Raw genomic sequence first — 21369 nt, forward strand, 5'->3', positions numbered from 1 at the left:
TTACCGATCGGCGGACCCTGTCCCACTGTCGGTTTCGGCTGCGTGACCTGGTGACCGTCGGCTCGGCCGCGCGCCGGGCTCTGCCGGGTTCTCCGGCGGCGCGTCGACGGTTTCCCGCTCGTCACCAGCGGCGGGTACGACTTCTAGAATCCGGACGGCTGCCTTACTCAGGACGTTGTCGAGTTCATCGTCCAGTTCGGTGACCAACCCGTCGTATTTGCGGAATTCTTTCGCGAGCGCGAAGAATCTCGGTTCTCGGAGCGCGTTGGCGGCCGGTTGGTGCCCACGTGAATCGGAGGGGAGGGTTTCGACATGGCCGATGTGGAGAACACGGGGATCGAGGTTCGCTGCGATGGCTTGACGGACCAGTGCTTCCCCGGCGTCGGCCAGCCTGTCACGCAGGGCGGAGATCGGAGACCGACCCGACCTCGCAATGCCGACCAGGTCGATGTCTTCCAGAGCGTAGATGAATTTCCAGCGACTATGACCGCGAACCCGCTCGAGGGTCGATGCCGCGTGGGCACGCAGGGTGTCATGAGGTGCCGATCGAAACTCACGGAAAGGACCTGGATCGAGACCCTGCTCAACCATCAACTCGAGCAGGCACTCCGCCGCATCGTCGAATAGACTGTTCAGCAGCGTGAGCGGAGATTCGGAATTGCGGAGATCTTCTATCGAATCCGCTAAGTGTATGATCCGAAAAGCCTGATCGCGCAGTCCATGAGCGATGGCCATATGCTGAATATCACTTTCCCATATGCCGCGATGATTCACTATTTCGTAGGAAAGTTGTAAAGGGTAGGCCTGCAACCAGTCGGTGAACAGATCCGGAGTTATGTTCCAATCCGCGAACCGGGTACGGATCTTTTCCCGCCGGGACATGGCCCGATCCCATTTTCGAGCGAGCTGGTCTACCGCCGCCGCATGCCGACGCAGTTCACTCAGTGTCGATTTTCCGATCCCAGTGCCACCCTGAGCTGGATCGATCGCCGCGTCCAGCGCGCGACTAACCCACTCCCACCTGCTGTAGCGGTGGAAGCGGCGAGCATTGGATTCCGCTGAATGCAATGCCAGGTAGTCATGTACCAGTCTATCGGCAGGCGCTGTGTTGCCGCCGGGGCCGGGGTGCGCACGCAGCCTGCGCACCCTCTCAGGCGTGACCTCGGCGTATGACAGTCCGCTCCGCTCGACGAGCTTTTCGGCGGCATTCCGCAGGCTGATTGCTAGAGTACGCTGCCCTTCCGAGTTCGGTCGAACTCGCCAGATCGATTGATTGTTCCTCCCTTGTCGCATAATCAGCTCCCGTTCGATCGCGCTGACTGATTCCAAATCCCGATCGAATGCTTTTTCCATGTCGTGACACTGGCGCCACGCCCACCTGTGCAATGCCCATATCGGTTTCCTGACGCTTGCGGAACGACTTTCAATGAATCGAGGACCTTGCTCGAACAGATTCAGCTCACCGTAAACAGCTCGAACCGCGTTGTGCAGAACGCGATCGACCTCACCGTCCAGACGATCCATCTTTTCCAACGAAAGATACAGAGTTTCCAATTCACGGAGCTCTGAGAACTCGGAAATCAGCGCCTTCAGCCGAGGCAGATTTTCATCGGAGGAGGCAACCGTGACCTCGGATATCTTGCCGAATTCTCCGTGTCGCCGGATTTTCTCTCGGTTCGAATCCCACAGGTTTGCTTTGATTGATCGCAGCTCGGCATCGGTGACGGTATTCGGATCGAGCTGGAGGACGGAACTGATACGCAAAGAGAGGATGTATCTCCGGGTTGTTATTTCTTGATACTCGGACCTGTTCAGCCGGAGCAGCAGTTTCGGAAATCCGTGCTTCTGGCAGAGGTGGGAGAAGCGACTGTAGCTCGTCCGGGAATACTTGTAGATCGATGGATGCAGTACACTTAGTCGCTGGACCGAAACGAAAACAAGACGGACTTTCCTGGCCAGGATATCAGCCGAACTCATCGGAGCGTCGATCCATTCATGCATATCTCGAAGCGATGGCAGCAGCAGATCGATACGCGCTGCAATCAGCTCGACCCGATCGTGAACACGCTGGAACAGTCCTGCCCACCGGCCGGTGTCCGGCGATTCTTCGCTCGCGGCGATCAGGAGGCGAAGATGGTGCAGTCGATTCTTTAGCAGGATTTTAATTTCATACAATTGATGGGGGAGGGTGTCTATATCATAGATATTTCGACTGTCATCGTCATCGTTGATGGAGTCGATGTCCGTTCGGCCATCAAGACCAGCGATAGTTCTGTCGAAAGATGTGAACAGTAACTTGAACAGACCCGATTCCGGTTCCCTTCCCGCCCTGAGTTCCCTTCCTGGTATGAGTAAGGCATGGAAACGGGTCAGATCCGCTTCCGTCTCGAGCTCGCGAATGAAATGAGATAGGCTGTCGGTCCGAGCCGCGTAACGCTGGTAGTCGATTTCCGCAGTGATCACCGCGTTCAGAGCATTCAGCTGAGATTCGATCGCAGCGTCTTCTTCGGTCAACGCAGACGAGTCCTTTTCCTGAAGTCGATCGCGGCGTTGGCGCAAGTCCACACGCAGAACCTCTAGGAACGCGGGGTCGAACGATTCCGTCGGATCGGCTCGCACATCAAGATCACGCCACGCAGCCCTACGCGCATCGAGCACCTCATCTGCCTCCTCCTGCCGCCGCCACGCATCGCGCCACGCTTCTTCCAGGATGTTCAGGCGTTGGACCCGCTCACTCAACAGGCTTCTTTTGCTGGCGTCCAGGGGCGCCCAGGGATCATTCAGCGCTTCCTGCGTGACAGTTCGGATCCACTGGATGCCAGGCCCGAAGGGCGACTCTACGCTGTCCGATTCTGTCGAGGAGTTCTGCTGAGTCTGGATATGTAGTCTCCGAACGACAACATCCACCTCGTGGAGAGTATCGTTGAGCTCGCCGTTCAGATCACGGAGTTCAGCGTCGCGTTCGGTGAATATCTCCGGCCTGGCGGCGGGATCCGGGACGACACCATCCGGGCTGGCGCCGGAGGACAGAACACGCACCTGTTCGACCAGATCCGCGGTCGCCATCCACTGCGACTGCTCGATCTCGTCGAGGCCGATACCCAACTCATAGATTCGCTGTGCCCAACCCTCGACCTGTCCTGCGCGATTATGTGCCGCCTGATCATTCATCGGGTTGTGCCGTCGCCATTTGTCGAATAGCTCCCAGACCAACTCGGCCAATCGCTCTGCGTCGGCGAGGGCTAGCCGTAGCCGACGCAGGCGGCCGATCTGGTCGATGAGATCGGTCACTTGCAGTACTTCGAGGTATTCATATGCGGCGGCGGCGAACTCACCGGTCACCTGCCCGGAACCGGCAAGTCGAGACACCGACATACGGATCACGCCGTCATCGATGGAGCGGTTGTCCGGACCGATATTCCGCGAATCAGCGGGCCACAGCCGGATCAGCTTCATACGCGCGCCGTCCAGCGCGTCGCGCCACAGCGCCGGGTCGTCGTCGAGCACCTGGTCCGGGTCGACCTCGTACGGGGCCACCATCCGTCGCAGACATTCCATCCGATAATCGAACGGATCCAGCCGGCGTCGCCACATCGAGTGCAAGGCCGTCAGACCGGCCAGCCACAGTCTTCGCTGCGCCGAGTCCAGCAGAAGCTGCGTGATGTGCTTCTCCATTCCCCGCGACAAAGGTACTTCCAACCGCCCGGGCATTTCGATCCCCGGCCCGGGGCCCCAGAGCGGCTCGGCCGCCCGCCGCAAACGCCTCGTATCCGGTACCGGTTTCCTGAATTCCCGCATGAATTCCGACAGCAGATCTTGCCTTTCCGGAGCGATCCAGCGCCGCTCCTGTACCAGGTCCGCCATCGAAAGCTTCCATTGCCTCAGTTTCGCCCTCGGGGCTGCCGAATACCATGTGAAATGCAGTGATCCGATGCGGTCCGCCAGGATGCTCATACTGCGACTCACCAGTGATTCCACAGCGCGTAGGTCCGTTCCGGTCACCAGTTCCCGGAATGCGTCCGGGTCACGGCTTCCGTCGACGCTGAACCGGCTCTCCTCGCGGAGTTCCCGGTACCAACGCTGCACGATGTCGTCGGAAAGGTGTCGCGACCGGCAGAATTCGGAATAGATATCGGCGATTTTTCCGGATTCGCGGCGTAGCCAGAAGTGCAGGACACCGAACGCAAACAGTGCTTCCGACAAACGGATGAAATCATCGGCGGGCGAAATCCCCTCGGTGGGGATGCCCGTGCGCTCACGCACCTCGTTCAACCAACGATCGATGGTCCCCAACGCATGAGCTTCCCCTTCGACCGTCTCCGTGACCGTGTCCACGATCTTGTCCATCACATGTTCGGATGTGATTTCCCACCGCGCCCGTGCCACCCGGTAATCGGCATCCGAGTCATCCTGTCCCGGGTCGGCGACGAGCGCCGCGCGTACCGAGACCTCGACCCAGGCCAACAGCATGCTGATCGAGTCGTACACATTGCCGCGAAGCTTACCGAGTGCATAGTCGATTATCCGGCGGTTCGCCGTGGTGAAATCACTGTGCGTACTCTCGGCGACGGTACCGCCGGCGGACGCACCGACAACCGATTCCGCTTCCCCGGAAAGGGATTGCCGCGTCGTTCCGTCCGCGACGGAGGCACCCGCGTCAACAGCGGGATTTCCGGCATGCTCGAGTTCGGGCGCATGGGACGCACTGGGGCGGGGTGCGGTCGCGATCCCTGGCACTGATATCCGGTCTCCCCCGATGCCAAGGAAGCTGCGCACATGGTCCGATACCTCCTGGCTTCGTACGAGATCCGTCCATCCGATCAGCGACGAGGCATATCCGCGCAGGGCCGTCTCCGCGTTTCCGGCGATATCTTCGACCGCCAGCAACGCGGACACGTTGTCAATGTGTATATTGCCGAATTCGTGTTCGCGAATCGCGAAGTTCTCCGCCCAGCGTTGGGCAACTTTCCACGCATATTTACCACAATACGACAGCGCATTTCGGAGGAGCTCGGGAACACTATCTGCCCCCTCTCGACCGGCTTCCAGCACAGCGAGCAGGGGAACAATTCCGTACTGTTGCCGCAATGCGACATACAGTTCGATTTCCCGGTCGTCGCCGGTATGCAGCGGGCTGAAGTCCTTGGTATCCAGAACGTGCCCGAGTGCCATCCATATCGCCATGACGAAGTTGTCTTCGCCGTACCACTTCGGAAACGGAACCTCGCGGAGCAGCCCGAGGTTGGTCAGCAGAAAAGCGCCGCTCGCATTTATTCCACTGTGGAGATAGCTCGGCCCTTGGACTCCGGCGCCGACGGTGGCAGCCGCATCCTCCACGTGATTGACGTCTTTCTTCCCCGCGTAATCGCCGCTGATCCCGATGAACTTCCCGTCCGGAACAGGAGTCGACAGCATTTCGGTCACCCCTTGCGAATCGACCGAAACGAGTTCCCCTTGGAAAATCCCGTCTCGCAGCCGGATATCGTCATCGAGCAGCAGCACCCGGTCCGACGGCGCCCCGCAAACCACCGCCACAAATTGCAGCAATGTCAGCACGCCCGGCTTGTCCCACTGCGGGCGCCCCAGGACCTTGAAGGCCGACTCGGTGTACCGTCTGGCAGCTTCGGAAGGCCAGGGCATACTCGCCAACAGCGCCGAGCGTCGTTCTTCGTCGATGTACACAACATCGAATGAGGCACTCTCGAGAACGTGTCTGTTCCGGACTCGATTCTCCGGGTCGACGGAATCGTCGTAGATGAACACCGTGAACGTGCCCGGAACCACGGCGGCGATATCGTCCAGTAGCGCCGCCATGCGTTCCGGTCGGTCCTTGGTGCAGAAATGGATCGTCAGGGGCGGCAGATTTTCGGCGGATTCACCGGCCTGCGGCGGCACCGGCCCGTCCCCATCCCGTTTTCGGCCTTCGGCGGTCTGTGTGGTCGTGGACTCGGCACCCCAACCGGAAGGCTCGGTAGTCTTCGACCAGGGTGTCGAAGCTGCTGAGGGTTCTGACAGTCGCTCGGCAGGATCGCGATCTCCGGCCCGCTTGTCAGCAGCTCCGGTCACGTTGCCACGATCCGATGTTCGGGCCGACCACGGTGTCGGCGAGGCAGGTCGAGGGGTTCCACTCGAATCATCGCCCACCGCCTCACGGAGTGCGGTGACGGCCTTGTCGTTATCAAGAGGTTCGGTTCGGGCGAGCGAATCGGCGAGCCGTGCCGCGCGCTCGGATCTGGATGGTTCGGACACGCCATCGGGGGCCGGCGAGCGATCATGAACCGAGTCGCCGACATCGTCCGGTCCCGACTCCTCGTCGCTCTTACCGATCCGCAGATCATCCGGCGGTACCTCGTCGACACCGCCGGGCAGCCGCAGCGGGTTGCGGTGCCTGTCGTAGGCCCACGCCCACAAACTCTTCAAATCGGACGCACGCGTCCGATCGTCACGCACCCCGCCCTGGAGCCCTCTACCCGGATCATGCAACACGAGACGAGCATTCCTGCCCTGCGCGTCACACCGATACACCAACAGGCGAGTATGCGCGTTCACTCCCGCCTCATCCACCACATGCGTGCCCTCGATCGTGACAACCGAAACGCGATCGCGCTGAGCAGGAGGCAACTTCGCCACCATCACCAACAACGCCTGAACCACGAAACGCAACGGAAGAACAGGGTCGATCCGAAACTTCTGCGGCCGACCACCCCCCAATCTCGCCACGAACGGCTGCCAGAACACACCACCCAAACCCACATCACCAAGCCCGTCCGCATCCGGCGAACCAGTATTGTCCAGGAGTAACCTCGCCACCAACGCCGCACACTGATTACGAGCATGACCATCCGGCCGCCGATAAGGCGCCACACCATCTCGATCCGAACCACTCCCTCGGACCGAAATTCCCCCAGCCGTCTCCGCGCTGCCGACCATGTTCCGAGCGTCCGGATCCGCGCGCTCGGACGATACCGAGTGGAATTCCACGCCTCGCAACTTCTCACCGGCAACCGCGAGAAGGTCGCGCGCAGCCTCCACACTCAACTGCAGCCGGACAGCAGCTGCCGACACCGAGATGCCCTCCAAATAACACAGAATGATCAGAGCTGCCGCAACATCGGGCTCCGACACATCCGCCAACGCCGCCCGGACAGCACGTACCACAGACGCGTCATATGCCTCATCCGTTGGAGGCGGGGAGGTATCGGCTACATCGAATTCCTGCGGCCGGGCCGCATCGTCGACTTCATCAGTTCCGATCCTGGCAGTCTCAGTCACGGACCTGCCTGTCGGGTCCCGATGTACTACCGGTTGATGGATCGAAATCTCCGACAGCGACTGCAGCCGTCTCGCCTCCGCCACCTCCGAGATGGTGAGGCCGAGAGCCCGCGAAATTTCCTCGTCGTCCGGCGCAACTCCGGTTTCCTCGAAACGACTCGAGGTGTAAGCACGAACCCTTCCGACCAGCCTGCCGACACCCGGGCCGAGATTCCCGTAGGCCTTGGCGCGGTAGTAGAAGGATGGGCGACAACTCCCTGATGCGTGAGCGATGAACGCTTGGAACGGAATATGATTTGCGACCGCATTCAGAATCTGCCCCCGAAAATACTGAGTGAGTTCGTCTCGTTCATCACCGGTGCGCGCCCATCGGCGTGCCACCGCCACGGCCAGCCAATCGAACCGTTCGTAGATCTGATTCCGGATCTGCCGTTCCTCTGCCGACCCCACAGTCGTTTCGATGTATCGCCAGAACTCGGCCTCCTCGTCCGGGCCGGCCGGCGTGCGATCCGGAGCGTCATAGAACTTCTCTATTGCTGCACGCAAGATTTTGTTCGAAAAAAGACCGGCATCACGCCCCATGCGCAGGGTCACCAATCGTGGGACAGTAGTCGCAGCCAACCGCCGTGCGCTGTACCAGCCTCTTTTCCGTCCCATCGCGAGCGAAAATCCGTCCCGGGATTCGCGATGGAATAGCCGGGTAGCGTCCAACCAATCATGTATCGAATCGCATGATGCCGGATCCGGGACCAATTCGGCATGGAGACTGCCGACGAAGTGAATCATCCCGTTTCGGTACGACGAACGGACCGTCGTAGCGGTGACACCAAGCTCAGCCGCCACCTCATCCGGACTTCGATCCTGCAAAATGCAGCGCTCGAAACAGATCCGCTGCTGTTCGGCCAGCCCTTCGAGGCTACGCTGCGCCGCCTCCTGGTACACGGTTACGGCCTCGCGGGTCACAATGAGCATCTCGTCCCAGGTCAGGGAACTCGCGCGAACAATCAATTTGCTCACCGACGGTCGTTCGAGTTCGACCGGGAGCATCGCGACCAGTTGAGTCACAACCGCAGACTCCATTTGGCTGGCCGCGTGCATTGTTTTACCCAGCTCCTTCGCGGCCCGATCGACAGTGCGATCCTGCAGCCACCGCGCCTCCGCCCACTTGCGCTGCTGTCTCGGCAGCTGGTGCAGGCAACGCCACAGCACCTCCCGGTGGACGAACCCGGCGTCGCGGATCAGCGTCGATGCCTCGTCGGAATCGAGCGATCCGACACGAGCGAGCAAGTCCGCGAACCGGGCGGGCCGGTCCAGTTCGCCGGGAAGCATCCTGACGAACGGAAGCAACCCTCGACGTTCCGTCTTCTCGACCGCAATACGTGTCTTGTTCAACTGCCTCGCCACGTAGTCCAGGTCGAAGCCACGCCCCAACAGCTCCAGGCACTCACGTTCCTGGTCAGAGAGCCGAGCGAGGCAGCTGTGGGCAACTGACGGATAGAGAAACAAGGCGTCCGCCAGCAGAGTTCTCGCCTCGGAGATGTGCAACGGCTCAGCGCGATTCAACAACTCGGCAAAACGCCCGAAACGGTTGAGTTCGCCAGGAAGCACCTTGATGAAACGATGTACTCCCTTACGCACGGAATTCTTGACCGAAGACTCTGTCTGGTGTGACTGTTCGGCTATGTCGGCGCGGCTCAGACCATCTCGGAACCGCAGCTGTAGACATCGACGCTCCTCCGGGGAGAGCTCAGCGAGACAACGATTTGCCAGCTCCGGAAGGCGATGTAACACGTCGCGGATCAGGTCCGATTTCTCGGAATAGCTCAACACTGCGGCACGATCCAGCAAGCCGGCGAGCCACCCGAACCGGTCAGTTGCATCGGGCAGCAGCTCGACTACTCGCCTCACCGCGAATCGAGCGGAATGCCCGACTCCAGCAGCCGTCATGTCCAGCTGTTTCGCCACTCGCTCCGAGCTGTGCCCCTGCAGCACCCGCAAATCCAGACACCTGCGCTGCCGCTCGGACAACTGGCCAAGACAATGGCCGAGCACCGCCGGATACACAACCATCGCGTCAAGGATCGCGGTGACGGCCTCGCCGTTATCAAGAGGTTCGGTTCGGGCAAGCGAATCGGCGAGCCGTGCCGCACGCTCGGATCTGGATGGTACGGACACACCATCGGGAGCCGGCGAGCGATCATGAACCGAGTCGCCGACATCGTCCGGTCCCGACTCCTCGTCGGTCTTACCGATCCGCGGATCATCCGGCGGTACCTCATCAACGTCGAGCTCGGAATGCGACTCGACCGCTCCCTCGTCCACGTCTGCGGGCGGGGGATTCGACAGCGCATCGTATTCGACGATTGCAGCTCGAAATGTTTTATCCGAGATGTAACCGTTGTCGCGCATGCTTCGCAAGGTCTCGGAACGAACAGGTCTCCTGGTGCGCAGAATGTGCTGAAGCGCAGCGTAACTCAGACCTATACCGACTGAGAATTCCTTCCGTAATTCGCGATGGAACAGCCGGGTAGCTTCCAGCCAATCATATACCGAATCGAACTTTGCCGGATCCGGAACCAATTCGGCACAGAGCTGTTGGACGAAGAGACCGACGCCGTATCGGTACGTCGCTCTGACCGATGCGTCGGTGATACCCAGGTAAGCAGCCACGTCATCCGGAGTTCGATCCTGCAAAATGCACAAATCGACACAAATGCGCTCCTGCTCGGTCAACCTTTCGAGACAACGCTGCGCCGCCTCCTGATACACGGTTACGGCCTCGCGGGTCACAATGAGCATCTCATCCCAGGTCAGCGAACCCGCGCGCACAATCAACTTGGCCAGCGACGGCCGTTCGAGCTCGACCGGAAGCATCTCGACCAGCTGGAGCAAAGCCGCACGTTCCAATTTGCTGGCCGAGTTGACCGTTTTGGACAACTGCCTTGCCGCTTGATCGACAGTGCGATCTCGCAGCCACCGCGCCTCCGCCCACTTTCGTTGCTGTCGCGGCAGCCGGTACAGGCAACGGCGCAATAGCTCCGGATGGACGAACCCGGCGTCGCGGATCAGCATCGATGCGTCGTCGGAATCGAGCGATCCGACACGAGCGAGCAAGTCCGCGAACCGAGCGGGCCGATCGAGTTCGCCGGGAAGCAATTCGGCGAACCGGCGCAACCCTCGATACTCCGACTCCTGGACCGCCTTCGGTGTCTTACCCAACCGCCTCGCCACGTGGACCACGTCGTAGCCGCGCCGCCGGGCCATCACACACTCACGGTCCTGATCGGCGAGCTGAGCGAGACAGCTGTGCGCAATGTCCGGATAGAGAAACAGAGCGTCCTCGAGCAGAGTTTCCACCTCGGGAATGCGCAACGACCCAGCCCGACCCAGCAACCCGGCGAAGCGACCGAAACGGTTGAGCTCACCAGGAAGCACCTTGATGAACTGATTGACCCCCCGACGTTCGGACGACTTGACCGAAGTCACCGTCTTGTTCAGCTGTTCGGCAATATCGTCGCAGCCGAGGCCCTCTCGGAACCGTAGCTCCGCACATCTACGATCCCCCAGAGGGAGCTGATCGAGACAACGATAGGCCAACTCCGGAAGGCGATGTAGCACATCGCGGATCAGGTCCGATTTCTCGGAATAGCTCAACACTGCGGCACGATCCAGCAAGCCGGCGAGCCACCCGAACCGGTCGCTTGCATCGGGCAGCAGCTCGACTACTCGCCTCGCCGCGAATTTGACGGATCCGCCCACTGCATAGATTGTTGTACCCAACTGCTTGGCCACTCGCTCCAAGCTGCGCCCCTGGAGCACCCGCAGATCTATACACCTGCGCTGCAACTCGGACAACTGGCCAAGACAATGGCCGAGTACCGCCGGATACACAACCATCGCGTCAAGGATCGCGGTGACGGCCTCGTCGGTATCAAGAGGTTCGGTTCGGGCGAGCGTATCGGCGAGCCGTGCCGCGCGCTCGGATCTGGATGGTTCGGACACGCCATCGGGGGCCAGCGAGCGATCATGAACCGAGTCGCCGACATCGTCCGGTCCCGACTCCTCGTCGCTCTTACCGATCCGCAGATCATCCGGCGGTACCTCGTCGATACCGCCGGGCAGCCGCAACGGGTTGCGGTGCTTGTCGTAGGCCAGGATCCACAGGGCCTTCAGATCGGACGCTCGCGTGTCGTCATCATCCACGGTGCCGAAGAACTCTTTGCCCGGGTCCTGCAACAGTATCTTGACGTTGTTGCCATGCTCGTCGCACTGATACTCCAAGCGACGGGTGTGCGCGTTGACCCCATACTCGTCCACCACATGCGTGGCCTCGATCGTGACAACCGAAACACCGTTTCGCTCAGCGGGATCCAATTCAGCTATCGCCGCGAGCAAAGCCTGCACAACGAGACGCAGCGGTTGACCGGAATCGATTGCGAACCGCTGCGCCTGACCACCCCCCAATACCGCCGCGTACGGCTCGAACGACGCGCCGCCCAAACCCACGTCACCAAGCCCCTCTTCGTCCGGCGAGCCCGTTCGCTCCAGATGCAACTTCGACACCAACGTCGGGCACCGATTGCGATCGTGGTCGGAGGGCTCGGGTTCAGGAGCCGAGGGCGTGTCCCCTTCCGCGACCCCCATGCGCACCGCGAAGGCGACCGCCGAATCCAGAAGGTTGGCGAATTCCTGGTCGATGTCGGCTGGTGCGCGGAATACATCGATCTGCTCGGCAGCGGCGACCATCAGGCACAGACGCAGACACCGCTCAGCCCGCCGCCGCGCCTCGTCGTAACCCGTACGTCGCTCCAAGTCGAGGACGGAATTGGTCACCCCGGACATGATCCGGCGCACATCCAGTTCGTCGGGTGACGCCTTGGCCTGCGAACGCAGAAACGCACCGGCGTTGGTCGCGCGGACCAGCTGATGCACGGCGCGCGAGAGCATTCGCCGCAACGCGTGTGGGTGATCGACGGCCCGACTGGACCGGCTCGGCTCCGTCTCCGCGGTCTCCGCCTGATCGCGAGACAGCTGGCGCGCCCGATCCAGCCACCGCTCCGCACTGCGCCGAAGTGCACAGTAGTCGTCGAGCGCCTGCATCCGGATCTTCAGGCCGTGATACCACGCGATCGACCTTTTTCGTTCGTCGAACGCCTTCCGCAGCCCGATCAGCCCGAGGTATCGCTCGGCGAGAGCGGCCGAGCGGAGCGCTTCGACGTCAGCCCCCGAATTCGGCTGTGCGCTCGCGGCAATCAACAACCGCAGCTCATCGACCTCCGCCGATTCGTCCCAGTTCCCAGTGCCCAACTGGTCGCCGACCGAGGCGATGGCGCGGTTCAGCGTGTGTGCGTCCAGTCCCGAGCTTTGCCGAACCGCCCGGCCGTCCAGCGGGAACCGCCGCACGTGGTCTTCCGACAACTGTTTGTGGTGCTGGTAGCTCCGATCCAGCCGGCGATCCGCCGCATCGAATGCCGCCGCCAGAATATCGATCGCGCTGATCTGGGCGGTCGTGCGAGTGACCACGCGAACGAGGTCGATCGCGATGTCGAGTTGCCGCACTCGCTCGCCCTGATTCGGCGCGCCTGCCAGCTGCGCGCGCAGGCTCGTCAGCCGGGCCACCTCGTTCTCGCCGACCTGGGCGTCTGCCAGGCTCGTCGGATCGATACCGAACTGTGCGTTCGGTTCGGCGGTGAGGGCGGTGCCGGCGCGGCGACGGCTGGCCAGGACATGGAGGCGCAGCGAGGCCACCGTTTCCCACACCGCGTCTGTTCCGGAGACCCAGTCGGCGTCCTCCTCGGGCCGGGGCGCTCGGCGGGACACACCGGAGAGCGTCAGTGCCGCTTCTTCCAGAGCGGTGTCCAGATCGACGTTCAGCCAATACAGTTCGTCGTCCAGCCGGACGAGGATGGTCGATTCCCAGATCAGCTCGCTCAGATCCCGGACCGGCTCGGCGCCGGGCGCTGCATGTGGGGGGTCGGTCACCGCGTCGGCCGCAGACGGCGACGTCGCCGGGCGGCGCAGTTCGGCCAGGTGGCGCAGGCGAGAGTGCACGAAGTGCAGCTCCGGACGTGAGACGGGCGAGTCGAGCCCGTATACCCGGACCGATGAGCCGAACCGGCCGCGGGTCGGCTCGAGCGAGCGGATCCGCCGCTCGATGTCAGCCACCGCGATGACGAGTCGATGGAGCCGGTCTGCCTGCGCATCCAGGCGTCGCAGTGCGCCGCCCAGTCGGATCGCCTCAGCGAGCGCGTTCGGGGTGCCCAGCTCTGGCACGTCGGCTCGCGGCGCGCCGTGTGCCTGAGCCAGCAGTCGCTGGTATTCGGCGGACCGCCGCGTCAGCTCCTCTTCCATCGACTCCATCGTTCGCGCCAACCGGTCCAGTCGGCCGACGCCGCCCACCAGTTTCCACACCGCATGGGACTCGCTGAATCGCTGAGCTGCCGTCCCGAGTTCGGCAGTCATGTCGCCCCACGCCAGACGGTGAACCACGACGGGGTACAACCACTCGTCGTCTACCCGGTCCGGCTCGCGCCCCAGCAGCCGGACCAGCTCGGCGCGCGCCTGTTCGTGCTGGCGGAACCAGTGCTCCCAAGCGGGGGAGCCGATGTCGAGCAACTGCCCTGGATCGACGCCGCGCGGCCGGAGCAGTTCATCGAGTTCCCGGCGTAGCAGGGCACGCTGCTGGTCGACCCGGCGAACGACCGCACGTCGGGCATCCGGCGGCAGCGGCTGCGGCTGCGGCGCGTTGTCGTCCCTGTTCACGTCGTGCACGGCCGAATCAGCTGTCGCCTCGTCGCGGATGGCGATCTGCGCGGCCAATTCCCCGAGTAGTTGGTCGAGGTCGGCGTCGTGTGCTTCGACATCGGCGGGTCGATGCTCGGCCACGGCCGCAGCCCGCGCCGCCGCCACATCATCGAGCAGATGCGCCCATTCGATCAGCCGACGGGTCCATGCGGCACGCTCCTCGCGCTGATTGCCCGCCGAGTGATGCGCGGGTTGCACCAGACCGTGGGCCTCGTCCCACAGCGCCGCGTTGATGGCGTCGTCCACGGCATCGATGGCGCGTGTCCACGCGTCGTGGCGATGGAACCGTTCAGCGCCTCCGATCACCGGCTCCAGTGCCCGGATCTCCGCGACGGCGACTACCTCGGCCGGGTCGGCGGACTCGGGGTCCAGTTCCGCGTGCCGCTGCTCGACCCGGTCACCGGTCACCGCCGCGGGCGGGCACTGCCAGTGCTCGGCCAGCACAGTGCGCGCGCGCTCGAGGCGGGCGGACAACAGTGTCGACACCTCGGAGCCCGGCGAAACCTGCCATACCGACCCGACTTTCAGTGCGCGCCCGCGCGCGACGACGATCCGCTCGGCGGCCGCGCGCTGCTCGACCGATGTATCGCGCAGTCCGGCGAGATGCTTGCCCAGCGTGAAAGTGCGCTCGACCGGGCGCGATTCGCCACCGTCGGTGAACCGCATGCCGCGCAGACCCCGGACCGCATCGGCCAAGACGGCGTCCCACTCGGCGTCCAATCGCCGATGCTCCTCGGCCAACTCGGCATACTCGGCGATTCGGCGTAGCTGCAGATACCACTGTGCCGACATCGCGCGCAGGAATTCCACCTGCCGCGCGGGAATCGAGCCGGCCCTGTCTCGGTACAGCTGCCCCAGTTCCGTCAGCTCCTCCTCGCCGACCCTTTCGAGATTTCGCCCGAGCACCGATCCCAGGCTCGCACGCATCGTGTCCCGCTGGTTCGCCGACCGAATCCACCTCTGCTCGTACTCTTCCGCCAGTCTGTCAGCATCACCGGGCCGGAGTTCCCGCCCGAGGAACGACTCCACGGCGGTACGCATCCGGTACACCGCGCGGTCGAGTCGCTGCTGTGCTCGACGGCCAGGCCGCAATTCCCAATGCCGGAACCCACGCACCGCGCAGAGCGCCGCGAATTCGATGTCGTCCACTTCCGGCAGACGATTCTTTTCGTCGGTCAATCGGTCGAGCCGGTGGGCAAGCATAGCCATCCGGTCGAACAGCAGAGCCACGGCATCGACGGGGCGGCCATTGTTCCTGGCCTCGGTAAGCCACGAGCGGATGTCTCGCAATGCCGCACCCAGCGCATCGATGCGCTCGGCTCGACGCTCCATCCGGTCGATGCCGTCGAGCGCGCTCAACATGTCGAATCGAGCGACGAAATCCATGACTGCCGTCGAATATTCGGTCGACACCGCGCTCTCGGTGAGATCCGCCGCCATCGCGCGCATGCGGTCCAGCCGGGTTGCGACCTCCTCCGGCGGGTCCGACACGAGCCCCAGCAGCTGGTCGTACTGTGCGTCGAGTTGACGGTTCCATTCGGCACGGACCGGCGAGTCTCGGCGTCGCAGCTGCGCGAATTCCGGTTCCGACAGCGAATATCGGCGATACGAATCCGACTCCCGGAGCCGTTGGGCGAAATCGAAGGCATCGAACCGAGCCTGCTCCCGCTCATTCGTCAACCGGCCGCCCACGTCGGCGTGGCCACCATTCACGTAGCGGTGCACGATCCGGTGCAGACGGTCGTCGAAGGCCGCTTCATGGTCGCGCAGCCGGTTTTCCAGTTCCGGCGTCGAGCCGAAGCGAGTTCGCTGCTCGGCGAGCTCACCCTGAGTACCACGGATGACTCCTGCGCCGGTGTCCAGCTCGAGAAGCTCCTTCTGGAGCGGATCGCGTAGATGCCTGCGGTACTCGTAGTCCGCGTTCGCCTGAACGACTTCGTCGAGCTCGCGGAGCCATGCGGTGGCATCGGCTATGTCGCCGTCGGGCGCATCCGCACGGTGTAGCAGGGAAGCGAGCACGTTCTGAACGGTGTCGCGCCGTCGCCGTACCTCGCGCAGCTCGCCTGATCCCGGTCGCACCTCCCGCTCGTTCAGGTCGCGGCATCGGGTGATGCGCCGGGTGAGATCGGCTGCTGCCCGCTGATACTGCGCGTGCGCGTCGGCCAGTGCCGTGGCCAGGGCATCCAGATGCTCGACACGGTCCCGCAATCGGGCCGGGGAAATTCCGTTCGGCTCCGGCGCGGGCTCGATCTCGGGGTGCGCATTCCGTACGTTCGCGGCACGACTCGCGAGTTCAGCTGCCGCGTCGGCGCGCAGCCGGCGCAAATGTTCACCCAGCTCGGCCCATGGGCTCGGTTCCGGTGGTCCGCGTTCGGGCGGGCGGGCACCGATCGGTTGGATCGGGAACTCCACACCGGGGCGGCCCGCGGGCTCCTGATCGGGCGGCAACGGATCCTCCGCCGTCCCATCGGATTTGAACGCCAGACCATGATATGTCGCGGCTGGACCCGCGACCTGCGACAAATGATCGGCCCACAGGTCCACCGCCTGGTCGCCTCGCACCGTCCGTATCTCGGCGACCGCGACCCCTCGCCCATCGATTCGCACGACTTGCTCCTCGACCATGATCACGTCGCGGTCCCACTTCACCGTGAACGCGTGCGCACCGGCGTCCCCGAATTCCACTGCGCCGATTACGGTTCCGCGAGTGCGGCGCACGTGCTCGATGACCGCCGCCGCATTCTTGTATCCGCCCGAATGCCAATTCGCACGGGCCCACCGCGCCGCGTCCCTCCCGTAGACTCCCAGCAGCTCGACCTCGAGCAGGCTATTCGGTGGAATATCGAACTCGGGCCGCGGGCCCGGCCCGGCCTCCGCGGATTGCACAGCGACCAAGAAGCATGTCTGCGGAACCCAATAGGCAAGCGAATGCGAGTCGTAGGCGTCGGATGGGGCTCGGCTTCGCAAGAACGTTTCGACCTTCTCGACCAGGCCACGCTGCGTCTTGGCGGTTATGTTCCCGAGATGGTTCGCCAGCACGCCTTGGATCCCACCGCCTGACCACAGGCGCCACCTTCCATGGCTGCGCTCGAGCCGCAGCACCTCCGACATGGTGTCGCCCAAATTCGTCGTTCGCATCTTGGGTGGCGGACTCTGCGAGTCACGGACGGACCGGGTCAGCGGCGGTATCTGTCGGGTCCGCAGCCGGAAGAGGACGTGTGCGGGATGTGACAGCCCGATCGTGGGATCGGCGACCACCATGCGGTATCCCAATTGCAGGAGATGGTGCCCGCCGGCCAGTGGCTTCTGCACCACGCGCGGACGCCCGAACAGGTCACGCCTTGCGGAGGAATCGAACGCTGTCGGGCCGAGTTGATCGAGCCACTCGCGCCACGCCGCGCTCGTCAGGCCTGCCTGGCGGTAGAGCAAGTAATGATGCAGCAGCTGCGCCGGAACTTCTTCGGGTAGCGGTCGGCGCCGCAGACCTTCCGCTTGCTCCGCGGAAATTGTCGTGACGCGGAGCCGACCCCCCGGCTGCAGTGTCACCACTAGGTACCTCTTGTCCAGCCCGTCTCGCCACAGAGCGTCGGCGAACTCGGGATTATCCGCCGCCAATCGCAGCAGACTTGTCAGGTGTCCGCCCTGGGGTGCGGCGACGATCAGCACACCACCCGCCGCATCGGGCACGTACCCGATGCGGTCGTTGAGTCGGCGCGCATTGCTCCGGCCTTCCAGTTCCGCATCGACGACGTGACTGGTCAAGAATCCGTCACGGGTCTGCTGCGCGCGGGACAGGGCCGTGCTCAATTCCCCGTGCCGGTCGAGGAATTCGATGAATGCCTGGATGCGCCGCAAGGTTTCCCGACGCCGAGCAGCGGGCTCGCCGTCGGGTAACCGGACCGATGCCAACTCCATCGGATCGACGTGCAGGCTGTCGGCCAACGCTTCCCAGTCGAGGTTCGCGCGTTCCTGCAACGCCCGCCGGGCTTCCTGGTCGAGGTGGGAGACCGGGCCGTCCGGATTCCCGACACCCAACTGGAGGGCAAGAGTCTCGCATTCTTGCGACCAGATGCGGACACGTTCACCGGCCTCGTTCGCATCCTGAACAAGAGCGTGATAGCGGCGAAGTTCCTCTGTCGACAGTACGACGTCGAATGTGTTGGGTCGGCGAACAGATTCGTTCACATTCGCATCACGGAGCCGCTCGGTGACCTCCCGTAGCAGCGGCACAAAGTACCTCCCCTGGATGAAGTGCGGGTTCTCGCCTTTCCCGACGATGCTGGGCCAGTGCACTCCGTGGTTGAAGATCGTCTGGTTCAACCACTCGCCGTCCTGCTGGCCTTCCGGCACCCGAGCACGCCAGTCGCCGTTCCCACGCCAGATATCGACGACCAGGGGCCGGCCACCGACAGACGCGATCAGTTGCCAGTGATCACGTGGTGTGCCGAGGGCTCGGATGGGAACCGGGAGGCCGGTGCCTGCCGACTGGACCGCGCCGGCCTGTGGGTCCGCAGTCGCCAGATTCTCCGTGACCCGCTGCAACAGCCGATCCGGATCCAGGTCCGACATCCCGCCGAACCATCGACTCACCACGTCACCCGCATCGCCGTGCCCGTGGGGCGGCGCGATACGCCAACCGTGTCCGTCGTCCCTCAGCTCGACCACTGCGGACAGGCCGCCGAGGTCGACCTCACCCCGCACGACGAGCGATCCATCGATCGGCGCGGGCGGCTCGGCCGCGTCCGGCAGGGCGATCTGCCGGGTGATGATCCTGATCAGCACCGCGGTGGGGTGCGGGAGGTCCACATCCACCGCGGACTTTTCCTTCGCCATCGCGTAGCCGAACGCCTGTAGCGTGCCATCGTGCTGGAGCCTGCCCGCCACCGTGCCGGTTCGGTCACCACCGCCCACCGAACGGCTCTTCTTCTCGCCTCGAGCCTGCTTCTCGCTGTCGAAGACGTGCTCGCCCAACCCGGCGAGCCAGCCGCCGAACCCGGTCTGGACCAGTCCTAGCTGACGAAAGCGCAGGTATTCGTTGAGCAGAATGCCCTCGATCTCGGCGATGTTCGCTTCTCGATACCGGCCCTCCGCCTCGCTCGCGCCACAGATCTCCGTGACGAGCGAGCCATCCGGCCCCGGCGTCACCCGCAGGTATTGCCTGTCGAACTCCCGTCGCCACAAAGCCCCGGCGAACGTGGAGGGGTCGGATACCGCCAGCTCGCTCAACGCCCGCAGATGCAGTCCCGGGGACGCGGCGATGACCAGCGTTCCGCCACCGTCGCCATCGGGAAGGTAGGCCACACCGTCGGTAACGCGCTCTCCTGCCAATCCTTGGTCGTGCCATTCCGCGATCGTGTCGTCGATGGCGGCGCGGACCGCCTGCTGCACCTGCTCGCCCGCCGCAGGCGCCTCCGCGCGGGCGGATTCCGGCGCTGTCTGCGCGATCGCTCTCGGCTGATCGGGTTCGGGGGCCCGGCGGCTGGCAGGTCGAACTTCTCGAACATGAACTCGGCCGTTCTCGTCAACGACGATCTCGCGGAAGTGGTATTGCGCTTGGCCGGCATCGAGTTCGGCGCGAATCTCCGCGGGGACGTCTGCCAGCGCCCGTTGGAGCCCCCACACCGAGCCGGCGATGAACACCTGCGGTTGCTCGCCCGCAGGCGTCACCACCGCGACTCCCGGTGCGCGCATCTGCCCGCCGAGCCGATCGATCACCTCATCGCGCAGCACGACCTCTGCGATGGCGGTCGCCGCCTCGGCCCTCGTGGCGCGCTCGACGGTTTCCACCTCGAAGAACAGGGGGAAGTAGCCCTTGACCACGAGCGGACCGAGATCCTCCAGGTGGGAGGCGGCCCGACTATCGGCACTATCCGCGAACCGCGATCCCGCCCGAGCATGGAAGGCCACGGCCCAGTCGATCAGGGCATCGACCTTGTCCCGCAGCTCGCGTGGACGTAGCTCGTCGGCTCGTTCGACCTCGAGCTGCCGTGCGCGTTGCAGGATCCGATCGGATATTCGACGTCGTCGGTCAGCGGCCGCCGCGACCCGTCCGCCCCACTCCCGAAGTGTCGCATCGTCCTGCCCTGCGGGCTCGTAAACCCGCGCACCGACCTGTTCCCATCCCTGCTGCGGTGTCTGCGGCGCATCCGCTGCCCATCGGACCGCCAGATCTTCGGCGACGCCGTGCACTCGCTCGGTGTCACGGTCGAGCAGTCCGGAAAGGCGGTCGCATTCATCGACATAGTGGAGCAGGTTGCTGAGCCTGCGGAAGCGCACTACCTGTTTCTGCCACTGCTCGAGTTCGGTCTTTCGCTTCTTTGCCGCTTTTCCGGACAAAGTCGTCTGTTCGGCCGTCAGCTCGCGCAGACTCCGCTGCGCCCGGCCCACCGTGAGCGTGGTCTGGTAGGGGATGAGATCGGGGCCGACCAGGTGGTTGATGCGAGTCTGTGTCAGCAGCGCGAACTCGTTTCGCAACTTCGGCAGCTCGGACAACAGATTCGTCGGTTGCACGTGACACAGCTTCATCCACTCGCCACGCAGGCGGTGTGCGCGAATCAGCGCGTCCAGTGTGCGCAGGCCCGCGTGAACCGCCCGATCGAGGTCGATTTCGCCGGTGTCGGAATCGGCGTGCTGGTCCGGTACCTGTTCCTCGCCGGATTCTGAGTCTGCCACCGACTCCCACAGGCGATTTCTTTCCTCGACCGCTGACACGTGATCCTCGAATGCCGAGGCCAGTTCCTCTATCGTTTCGGGCGGCATGTCCGAGCTGGTTCGGATCTCATCGATCAGCTCTCGCAGCTTCGACAGATGGTGTTTCCTCGTTTCGATACCGAACTCTCCGGCGATCAGTTGCAGCCTGAGCCGGTAATACCATTCGAGATTCCAGGCGCGCCTCAATGCCGACCCGGCGATCTCGCCCGCGGTCGCGTTCCGTTCGTTAAGCCGCAGCAGCTCCAGCCGCTCCTGCTCGGCGCTGAGCTGGGCGACCCGCGTGCGCGCCGAGATGAGCAGTCGCGGCATGTCGATCAATCGGCCGATTTCGAGATATGCCAGCGTGGTCGTCAGCAAGTCCCCCACCCATGCGGACGCGAGCCGCTCGCTCAGCAGGCGCGACTCGGCGAACGGATCGGGCCCGATCGTGTGCTGACCATCCCACTGCGGCAACAGTTCTGATACGCCGAGCAAGTCGGCCAGCCGGCGGTCGAGCTCGCTGGCTGCGTGGTTCGGTGCTCGGTGCGACTCCGAGGCCGCGGTCGAATCCGCCGGCGGGAACGCCCGCACCTCGGTGTCGAG

1 protein-coding gene (running past one end of the window) is annotated in these 21369 nt (G+C 63.6%); it reads right to left on the minus strand.

What is annotated here, in order from left to right; genetic code table 11:
• On the minus strand, window positions 1–21369 hold the 3' portion of the coding sequence (locus M8859_RS35355; RefSeq protein WP_249645560.1) for a sigma factor-like helix-turn-helix DNA-binding protein. Its footprint extends 5973 nt past the window's final position; 21369 of the gene's 27342 nt are visible here — the last part of the coding sequence; its start codon lies beyond the right edge, outside the window — the gene reads right to left on this strand; it ends in the stop codon at window positions 1–3.

This window comes from Nocardia sputi, assembly GCF_023501985.1.